At 33.6% G+C, this 9,748-nt stretch carries 9 protein-coding genes; 6 read left to right on the forward strand and 3 right to left on the reverse strand.

From position 1 onward, the window contains the following. Positions 1 to 230 precede the first annotated feature (230 nt). Positions 231 to 701, reverse strand: a complete 471-nt coding sequence (locus CD127_RS09825) for an S-ribosylhomocysteine lyase (RefSeq protein WP_103366583.1) — start codon at positions 699 to 701, stop codon at positions 231 to 233. A 285-nt stretch (positions 702 to 986) separates the two neighbouring features. On the opposite strand from CD127_RS09825, the gene CD127_RS09830 reads away from it, so the two are divergent. Further along, positions 987 to 2,171 (forward strand): M20 family metallopeptidase, encoded by a 1,185-nt coding sequence (locus tag CD127_RS09830; RefSeq protein WP_103366584.1) that lies wholly within the window; start codon positions 987 to 989, stop codon positions 2,169 to 2,171. Beyond that, positions 2,171 to 3,370, forward strand: a complete 1,200-nt coding sequence (gene ldmS / locus CD127_RS09835; RefSeq protein WP_103366585.1) for an L-aspartate--L-methionine ligase LdmS — start codon at positions 2,171 to 2,173, stop codon at positions 3,368 to 3,370. Before CD127_RS09830 ends, ldmS begins: the two co-directional genes overlap by 1 nt. Before the next feature lie 250 nt (positions 3,371 to 3,620). On the opposite strand, the gene coaW is transcribed toward ldmS, so the two are convergent. Next, a complete protein-coding gene (gene coaW, locus CD127_RS09845) occupies positions 3,621 to 4,424 on the reverse strand; it encodes a type II pantothenate kinase (protein WP_103366587.1) in 804 nt (267 codons plus the stop codon). 188 nt (positions 4,425 to 4,612) lie between these two features. On the opposite strand from coaW, the gene CD127_RS09850 reads away from it, so the two are divergent. From CD127_RS09850 to CD127_RS09860, 3 genes are all read left to right on the forward strand, one after another. Beyond that, complete coding sequence (locus CD127_RS09850) at positions 4,613 to 5,473, forward strand: GNAT family N-acetyltransferase (RefSeq protein ID WP_103366588.1); 861 nt, start codon at positions 4,613 to 4,615, stop codon at positions 5,471 to 5,473. A 113-nt stretch (positions 5,474 to 5,586) separates the two neighbouring features. Next, positions 5,587 to 6,123, forward strand: coding sequence for a DNA-directed RNA polymerase subunit delta (gene rpoE, locus CD127_RS09855; RefSeq protein WP_103366589.1), 537 nt, complete (start codon positions 5,587 to 5,589; stop codon positions 6,121 to 6,123). Between the two features lie 196 nt (positions 6,124 to 6,319). Further along, a complete protein-coding gene (locus CD127_RS09860) occupies positions 6,320 to 7,927 on the forward strand; it encodes a CTP synthase (protein WP_103366590.1) in 1,608 nt (535 codons plus the stop codon). Between the two features lie 59 nt (positions 7,928 to 7,986). Here CD127_RS09860 and CD127_RS09865 read toward each other — a convergent pair whose 3' ends face one another. Then, positions 7,987 to 8,508 (reverse strand): DUF2529 domain-containing protein, encoded by a 522-nt coding sequence (locus CD127_RS09865; RefSeq protein ID WP_103366591.1) that lies wholly within the window; start codon positions 8,506 to 8,508, stop codon positions 7,987 to 7,989. Positions 8,509 to 8,702: 194 nt separating this feature from the next. Here CD127_RS09865 and fdaB point away from each other — a divergent pair, with 194 nt between their 5' ends. Further along, the gene (gene fdaB, locus CD127_RS09870) at positions 8,703 to 9,560 is read left to right on the forward strand and encodes a class IIb fructose-bisphosphate aldolase FdaB (RefSeq protein WP_103298806.1); all 858 of its coding nucleotides are present in this window, start codon (positions 8,703 to 8,705) and stop codon (positions 9,558 to 9,560) included. Positions 9,561 to 9,748: the final 188 nt, after the last annotated feature.

The following is a 9,748-nucleotide window of genomic DNA, read 5'->3' on the forward strand; positions in this document are numbered from 1 at the left end:
AGTGCCGTCTCAGCCTCGATCTTCGACTGGCACTGCTCCCCTAGGAGTCTTCGCAACTACGTTTCGTAATCTATCTTAGAACGCCTTACCACTAAGGTTCATTTATAGTCAGCATAAGAGTCTTGTTAAAAAATATGAGTGTTTTATATCAAGAATTGTATTAAAAACCTAAAAAATCACCTCTTCTATCGTTAATAAGAAGCGGTGATTTCTTTTTAGTTAATTTAATTTTATTTACCTTCTCCGAAAACGTCGTTCCATTGATCGCGTTTGTCTAAGAATGCTTGAGCAATTTCTTTAGCCCCTTCTAGAGAGTGGCTTGCAGCCCATCCGCATTGTACTTCATTACAAGCAGGTACTTCAGTAGCTTCTAACACATCATTTAATGTTTTTTCAATAATGTTTAACACATCATCGTAATCATCATGATTAATGAATGATACGTAGAAACCTGTTTGACAACCCATTGGGCTTAAATCAACTACTTTATCAGTATGGTTTCTAATATTTTCAGCCATTAAGTGTTCTAAAGAATGTAATCCAGGCATTTCCATATGTTCTTTGTTAGGTTGTTTGAAACGTATATCGTATTTTTTAATAATATCTCCATTTAAACCTTCCATTGTGCCTGCTAAGCGTACAAATGGTGCAACTACTTTAGTATGATCTAAGTTAAAGCTTTCAACGTTCATTTTTGGCATAAATGTTCCTCCTAAATAAGATAATCATTTTAGTTTCTTCAATAAGTTGATTGTAACAAGACCGCTCGGTATTTACAATTTTGCTAACTGAGGCAGCATACTATGTGCTTGAAATCATTCTAATAAATATTGTGAGAAAATTTTGTAAATATAGATAAATTTAATGACAATAGATATTAAATCCGATAAAATAGGTAATAATTCATTTGAATACGATTAAACCAAGACTTAAGCATAGCTTATAATGTGAGGTTAATTTCGGCTATAAAAGGGAGTTATGATTTTATGAGTAATAAACAAGAAATTTTAGATTATATAGAGAATAAAAAATATGATTATGTTGAAATTAGTCATCGAATCCATGAACGCCCTGAATTAGGTAACGAAGAAATATTTGCATCAAGAACATTGATTGATAAATTAAAAGACAATGGATTTGACATTGAAACTGATATTGCTGGTCATGCTACAGGCTTTATTGCTACCTATGATTCGGAAAAAGAGGGACCAACGATTGGCTATTTAGCTGAATATGATGCATTACCTGGATTAGGACATGCATGTGGTCATAATATTATAGGAACATCAAGCGTATTAGCTGGTTCAGCATTGAAACAAGTGGTCGACCATGTTGGGGGTAAAGTGGTCGTTTTAGGTTGTCCTGCTGAAGAAGGCGGTGAGAACGGTAGTGCCAAAGCTTCCTATGTGAAAGCTGGCGTTATCGATGATATAGACATAGCGTTAATGATTCATCCTGGTAATGAAACATATCCAACTATAAACACATTAGCCGTTGATGTATTAGACATTAAATTTTATGGTAAGAGCGCGCATGCTTCTGAAAATGCGGACGAGGCATTGAACGCTTTGGATGCTATGATTTCTTACTTTAATGGTGTCGCTCAACTAAGACAACATATTAAGAAAGGACAACGTGTGCATGGTGTCATCCTTGATGGCGGTAAAGCGGCAAATATTATACCTGACTTTACACATGCACGTTTCTATACACGTGCTAGAACACGTAAAGAATTAGACGTACTAACTGAAAAAGTAAACCAAATTGCTAGAGGTGCCGCGATTCAAACGGGATGTGATTATGAATTTGGACCTATTCAAAATGGTGTAAATGAGTTTATTAAGACGCCTAAACTTGATCAACTTTTCGAAAAATATGCGAACGAAGTAGGCGAAGAAGTAAGTCATGATGATTTTGGTTTCGGTTCTACAGATACGGGTAATGTCAGTCATATAGTACCTACGATTCACCCTCACGTGAAGATTGGGTCTAGAAATTTAGTTGGTCACACGCATCGATTTAGAGAAGCAGCTGCTAGTGTTCATGGTGATCAAGCATTAATTAGAGGGGCTAAAATAATAGCTTTAATGGGCTTAGAATTAATTGAAAATAAGGGATTGTTTGATGATATTGTTCAGCAGCACTCTCATATAAAGGGGCAAATTAAATAATGGCAGAGAACACTAAAAGACCTATGTTGACGTTAAGTGATTTATATGATGAAACGATTGTATATAATTCAAGACCTTCATATATCGCAAATCCATGGCTTAAGCCTGAAGAACATCAGTCTAACTTTTTAACAGGAAGAGAAATGATTATTGCAGATAAGATGCCGATGATTGTACATGAAGCAAGCGCTACGGAAAGATTACAACAATTATTTGATATTATCGGTAAATCTATTCCTGAACATATTTATAAGTTTCATAATCGTGAAACTTATGAACATTTATTAAATGAGATTGCTGAAGATAAAGGGAAAAAGATTTATTTCCAATATGTTCATAGTGATGATGTGATTGACGAAGATACGTACGCTGTCAATAAAGAGGTATTTATCGCGTTAAATAACAAAGCACGTATACCAGAATGGACAAACAATAACTATTTACCAGATCGAGAAATTGTTGCTATTAATGATTTCAAAGCACGTGTTAAAGATTGGTCATTCCCATTTGTAATTAAACCAGGGGATGAGTTACCGACTGCTGGTGGATATGGCGTAATGATTTGTTATAACGAAGAGGATTTAGAAAAAGCAACAAAACGAATTTTTGATGCGACTGATGCAACAGATAATTTAATTATTGAGCAGAAAATTGAAGCGGTTAAAAATTACTGTGTGCAATACGCTTATTCAGAAGAATTAGGAATTAAATATCTCGGTACAGCACATCAAATTACGAACGAATATGGTTTTTATGCAGGTAATGAAAATGTTCATGAAGTACCACAAAAAGTAATTGATGCTGGTCGCGAGATTATGGAAAACGGCGTGGAACTAGGTTTCTTTGGTGTAGCAGGATTTGATTTATTATTAGATAAAAATGGTGATGTCTTTGCTATTGATTTGAACTTTAGACAAAATGGTTCTACAAGCATGCTTTTACTACAACATGAGTTAAATCCTAATTATCAGAAGTTTTATAGTTATTTCTCTCGAGGAGATAATGAACACTTCTTTAATGTCATTCTTAAATATGTGAAAAAAGGCGTGCTTTATCCGTTATCTTATTATGATGGAGAATGGTTCGGCGAAGATAAAGTAAAATCACGTTTTGGTTGTATTTGGCATGGGGATTCAAAAGAAGAAGTAGAAGAATTAGAAAAAGCATTTATAGCAGAACTTGATAAATCAGAATTATAAGAATATTGTGACTTGTAAATATAAAATAAAGCGGCTGGGACAATAATAAAGTGTCTCAGCCTTCGTTGACATATTGGCAGTAGCTGACTGATTTGAAAATGCGCTTGAAGCAAGCTTTTTCAAATCTAGTCATCCTTGCCTGGTGGGCGGGGCCCCAACATAGAGACTTTCGAAAAGAAAGTCTACAAACAAAGCAAGTTGGGGATACGACGAAATTAGTTTTTAATTTCTGTCCCACTCCCTTTATGCATTATTCTCCTAAGTGTAGTGCACCTAATGCACCTGAAAATGCACCATTTTCAATATAGAATGGTTTGCATCCTCTTAAAACTGTGTAATCTTCAATTACTTCACGTAATAAAGAGTTGTTATTGAACGATGAACCAATATAAACAACATTCTCAGTTTTATATTCACGTGCAACTGTAATAGCCATTGTTGTAATAACTTCTCCTACTACTCCAACTACTGAAGCCAATTTATTAGGGGCAGTGAAGTCTACATCCATATTATGAAGAACGTTACCAAAGTTTGCTGCTGTTAGTTCTCCAGAAATAGGAGGTTCAGTGTCTTTGTAAATATGTTTGACTTTAAGATCTATCGTATCTCGATCACCAGCTTGTGCAAGGTTTGTTAACTGCTCATAGTCTGAGATTTGAGTTAAAAGAAAGCCTAGACCCTGAATCATACCTCCGCCTGTACCGATACCGCCTACACGTTGTTGCTGTTTTCCATCAAAATAGTGTAAAGAAGTTCCTGTACCAACGTTCGCAAAGATATATTCTGTAATATCGTGACCTTGTTCTTTAAGTAGTATACCAAGGCCTTTAGAAGAAGCATCAAATTCCACAAAAGTATTAGAGGAAGTATTTAAGTTTTCAGCAATCACACCTGCATTTCCGCCAGTTAAGCTAATTGTTTCAAATGTTTCATTATTTAACCATGTGATAACTTTATGTATATCAGTAGTTAGTTCAGTATGGTAAGTACGTTCATTATCTTGTTCTTGAACGATTTTTATTAACGTACCTCCTGCGTCAATACCTACTTTCATTTCATTCACCTCGTGATTTTATATGTCATACTAATAGTAAATGAAATTTGCTGAATTACAATAGCTTAATTTTAAAAAAATAAAAGTTTAAAGAGTAACAACTAAATTGAATAGGATAAAAATTGGAATAACAAAGGAAAACATCTATAATAATATGTAACTTAATTGGAAGGTTTAGGGGAGAAGACATGACTATCAAAAAGCAATTTGAAAATATTATAATTCAAGAATTTGAAGAGAAATATCGCCAAGATGTTATGAACTTTGAATTGAGCGAACGCCAACAAATTTATTCATCTTTACCCAAAACAGTATTAGAAGAAGCGTTAAATGATGACAACAGAATTGCGAATATTGCGATAAATGAAGAGGGAGATGTAGTAGGATTCTTTGTGTTGCATCAACACTATCAACATGAAGGTTACGATACTCCGGAAAATGTCGTTTATGTGCGTTCATTATCAATTAATGAGAAATTTCAAGGACATGGTTATGGCACGACTATGATGATGTATTTACCACAATATGTTCAAGCACTGTTTCCAGATTTCAATCATTTGTATTTAGTGGTGGATGCTGAAAATAAAGGTGCATGGAATGTATATGAGCGTGCAGGGTTTATGCATGCTGCTACGAAAGAAGAAGGACCCATCGGTAAAGAAAGATTATATTACTTAGATTTAGATTCTAAGCATGTCTCATCATTACGTTTAGCTGAGAATGAAGATTCAAGTATTGCTTCTTATAAAGTTGTAGATTTATTAAAAGATAACCAAAAAGTAGGGTTTATTGCGCTTGAACAACGTGAGGATAGAGTGAATATCGCCGCAATTGAAGTGAATAAGGATCAGCGCAAAGAAGGTATCGCTGAAAGTGCGCTACGTCAACTACCTACATATATTCGTAAACATTTTAAAGACATTAAGACAATAGTCATCACATTATTTGGGGAAAATAACGAACTAAAATCATTATGTATTAATAGTGGATTTGTTGAAATGAATCAATGTGAGGATTTAGTGATTTTTGAAAAATATATAAATTACTAAGAGAATAGCAATTGCGAAATCACTTGTTGTCATTTATAATTTATCTTTGTTACTATTAATTAATGAAAATTAACGAGTTATTATAAAATCCTTCGAAAGGAAGTTAAGTTATAATGAAAATTCAAGATTATACTAAAGAAATGGTTGACGAAAAATCATTTATCGATATGGCTTACACTTTATTACATGACAAAGGTTCAACAATGAACTTATATGATATCATTGATGAATTTAAAAATTTAGGCGACTATGATTATGAAGAAATTGAAAATCGTGTGGTACAATTCTACACTGATTTAAATACAGATGGTCGTTTCTTAAATGTTGGGGAAAACCAATGGGGTCTTCGTGACTGGTATTCAGTAGATGACATTGAAGAAAAAATCGCACCAACAATTCAAAAATTCGACATCCTTGATGATGACGATGAAGAAGATAAAAACCTTAAATTATTAGGCGATGATGAAATGGACGATGACGAGGATATTCCAGCTCAAACGGATGACCAAGAAACGTTAAACGATCCAGAAGATGAAGAAGTTGAAGATGAAATCAATGATTCTGATATTGTGATTGAAGAAGACGATGATGAAGACATCGCTGAAGAAGAGGAAGAAGCATTTGAGGATGAAGAAGATTTCAACGACTAAATTTTAGTTTTGATTGACTTTTATTAAAAAGATGTTAAAATTTTATTCGGGCTCCTTTAAATAGGACACGTGTATAAATTTTATACGCTCCCCTTGCATCTATGTGAGAGGGAGCGATTTTTTTATTTTATTAACTTTTAATTATGAGTAATTGTTTAGTAAGGAAGCATCCCTTTATTAATTAGGAGGTCAGGAAATGACAAAATTTATTTTTGTAACAGGCGGAGTAGTGTCATCATTAGGTAAAGGTATCACAGCCGCTTCTCTAGGAAGATTGTTAAAAGATAGAGGTCTTAAAGTAACGATTCAAAAATTTGATCCATATTTAAACGTAGACCCAGGTACAATGAGTCCTTATCAACATGGAGAGGTATTTGTTACAGACGACGGTGCTGAAACTGACTTAGACTTAGGACATTATGAACGTTTTATAGACATTAATTTAAATAAATATTCAAACGTAACAGCTGGTAAAGTTTATTCTCACGTATTGAAGAAAGAACGTCGTGGTGACTATTTAGGTGGTACAGTACAAGTAATCCCACATATCACTAATGAAATCAAAGAAAGATTATTATTAGCTGGAGAAAGTACAAATGCTGATGTAGTTATCACTGAAATCGGTGGTACAACTGGTGATATCGAATCACTACCATTCATTGAAGCGATTCGTCAAATTAGAAGTGACTTAGGTCGTGAAAATGTTATGTACGTACACTGTACTTTATTACCATACATTAAAGCAGCAGGCGAAATGAAAACGAAACCTACACAACACAGTGTAAAAGAATTACGTGGATTAGGTATTCAACCAGACCTTATCGTCGTACGTACAGAATATGAAATGACACAAGACTTAAAAGATAAAATTGCTTTATTCTGTGATATCAATAAAGAAAGTGTTATTGAATGTAGAGACGCGTCTTCATTATATGAAATTCCATTACAATTAAGTGCACAAGACATGGATGATATCGTTATCAAACGTTTAGATTTAGATGCTAAATACGATACACAATTAGATGAATGGCAATATTTATTAGATACAGTAAACTCATTAGACGGCACAATTACAATTGGTTTAGTAGGTAAATACGTTAGCTTACAAGATGCTTATTTATCTGTCGTAGAATCATTAAAACACGCTGGTTATCCATTGAAGAAAGACGTTGTCGTTAAATGGATTGATTCAAGCGAAGTTACAGATGAAAATGTAGAAAGCTACTTAAGCGATGTAGATGGTATCTTAGTACCTGGTGGTTTCGGATTTAGAGCAAGTGAAGGAAAAATCTCAGCAATTAAATATGCACGTGAAAACAACGTACCTTACTTCGGTATTTGTTTAGGTATGCAATTAGCAACAGTTGAATATGCAAGAAATGTATTAGGATTAAAAGGTGCACATTCAGCAGAATTAAATCCAAATACGCCTTATCCAATTATTGACTTACTTCCTGAACAAAAAGACATTGAAGATTTAGGTGGTACATTACGTTTAGGATTATATCCATGTACAATTAAAGAAGGTACATTAGCACATCGTATTTATGATGCTACTAACATTGAAGAAAGACATCGTCATCGTTACGAATTTAACAATGAATACAGAGAACAACTTGAAGAGAACGGTATGGTATTCTCAGGAACTAGCCCAGATGGACGTTTAGTTGAAATGGTAGAAATTCCTGAAAATGACTTCTTCGTAGCTTGTCAATTCCATCCTGAATTTTTATCAAGACCTAATAGACCGCAAGCAATCTTTAAAGCATTTGTAGAAGCGGCTTATAAACATCAAACTAAATAATTTTATTTAAAAGCCCCTCCTTTCTTAAATGTGAGAAAGGAGGGGTTTTTACATTATAGTTATAGATCTAAATCGCGTGTCATTTCAATCATTTGCGTATAAATCTCATAATAAATGTAATTAAATGCCATCGTATGAGGTTGAACGATTTTATCATAATCTTCTGTATAAACAATCGGACGAGGCGTAGCTAAATTAACAAAGTGTAGAAGATGTTCAGGGAAATCTTCTTCTTTAGGACGATTACAAATCAAAACAAAATCGATATCTTGAGCAAGTAAATCTTGCACATCTTTAGCGACTTCCTCAGTATAAAAAGGAGAAAAAAGTAAAACACGATCTGTAGAATCAATCTTAGAGATAGAGTTGATTTCAGATAGTCGCTTTGAAGATTGTAGTCGTTCTTCGCTTTCTAAGATAAAAGGTTCGAAGAATTTTAAATCTCCATAACCTTTAATATAAACATAGCCTTCACCGCCAATTGCTTGTATTAAACATTGTGCTGCCATTTGAATATCTAACGCTTGATCTTCCAAACGATTAAATATACCGGTTAATTGTGTATGTAATATTTTAGACATGTTTATCCTCCATTTCATAAGTATTGTAATGAAATGTGCAAGGTTATGCAATTCTCTGGAATTGTAATTTTGCTTACAAATTTTTGATATTTAATGATTTATATGTTTGAACAGGTATAAACATGCATTTAAAATTCTTTTCTGATATAATGATTTTGAAAAAATTGTGCAATTGCACCCAAGGAGGAACTTTCATGCCATTAGTTTCAATGAAAGAAATGTTAATCGATGCAAAAGAAAATGGTTATGCTGTTGGTCAATACAACATCAATAACTTAGAATTTACACAAGCAATTTTAGAAGCTTCACAAGAGGAAAATGCTCCAGTAATTTTAGGTGTATCAGAAGGGGCTGCTCGTTACATGAGTGGTTTCTATACAGTAGTAAAAATGGTTGAAGGTTTAATGCACGACTTAAATATTACTGTACCAGTAGCAATTCACTTAGACCATGGTTCAAGTTTCGACAAATGTAAAGAAGCAATCGATGCAGGTTTCACATCTGTAATGATTGATGCTTCACATAGCCCATTTGATGAAAACGTTGAAATCACTTCTAAAGTAGTTGAATATGCACACCAACACGGTGTATCAGTAGAAGCTGAATTAGGTACAGTTGGCGGACAAGAAGATGACGTTGTTGGCGGTATCATCTATGCTGACCCTAAAGAATGTCAAGAATTAGTAGAAAGAACTGGTATTGATGCATTAGCACCTGCGTTAGGCTCAGTACACGGTCCTTACAAAGGCGAACCTAAATTAGGTTTCAAAGAAATGGAAGAAATCGGTGCTTCAACGGGTTTACCATTAGTATTACATGGTGGTACTGGTATCCCTACAAAAGATATCCAAAAAGCAATCCCTTATGGCACTGCTAAAATCAATGTAAACACTGAAAACCAAATTTCTTCTGCTAAAGCAGTAAGAGAAGTTTTAAATAATGACCAAGATGTTTACGATCCACGTAAATACTTAGGACCTGCTCGTGAAGCAATCAAAGAAACAGTTAAAGGTAAAATTAGAGAATTTGGTACATCAAATCGTGCTAAATAATTAAACTTTTAATGAGTTTATCAAATAACTAATTTAAATGGAGTGTAACTCTGAATTCATATTTGAATTCTAGTTCACTCCATTTTTTATTTATAGCAATTTTGAATTAATAATTTTTTGAAAATGATTTATAATACTATTATACATAATACCTTTTAAAGGTTTTATACGATTACCAGATATTATTT

It is taken from the genome of Staphylococcus petrasii, assembly GCF_002902565.1.
GTDB lineage: Bacteria > Bacillota > Bacilli > Staphylococcales > Staphylococcaceae > Staphylococcus > Staphylococcus petrasii.

Coding starts and splice junctions, on each gene's coding strand:
- CD127_RS09825 (WP_103366583.1), bottom strand. CDS start 701: ATGCCAAAAATGAACGTTGAAAGCTTTAACTTAGATCATACTAAAGTA.
- CD127_RS09830 (WP_103366584.1), top strand. CDS start 987: ATGAGTAATAAACAAGAAATTTTAGATTATATAGAGAATAAAAAATAT.
- ldmS (WP_103366585.1), top strand. CDS start 2,171: ATGGCAGAGAACACTAAAAGACCTATGTTGACGTTAAGTGATTTATAT.
- coaW (WP_103366587.1), bottom strand. CDS start 4,424: ATGAAAGTAGGTATTGACGCAGGAGGTACGTTAATAAAAATCGTTCAA.
- CD127_RS09850 (WP_103366588.1), top strand. CDS start 4,613: ATGACTATCAAAAAGCAATTTGAAAATATTATAATTCAAGAATTTGAA.
- rpoE (WP_103366589.1), top strand. CDS start 5,587: ATGAAAATTCAAGATTATACTAAAGAAATGGTTGACGAAAAATCATTT.
- CD127_RS09860 (WP_103366590.1), top strand. CDS start 6,320: ATGACAAAATTTATTTTTGTAACAGGCGGAGTAGTGTCATCATTAGGT.
- CD127_RS09865 (WP_103366591.1), bottom strand. CDS start 8,508: ATGTCTAAAATATTACATACACAATTAACCGGTATATTTAATCGTTTG.
- fdaB (WP_103298806.1), top strand. CDS start 8,703: ATGCCATTAGTTTCAATGAAAGAAATGTTAATCGATGCAAAAGAAAAT.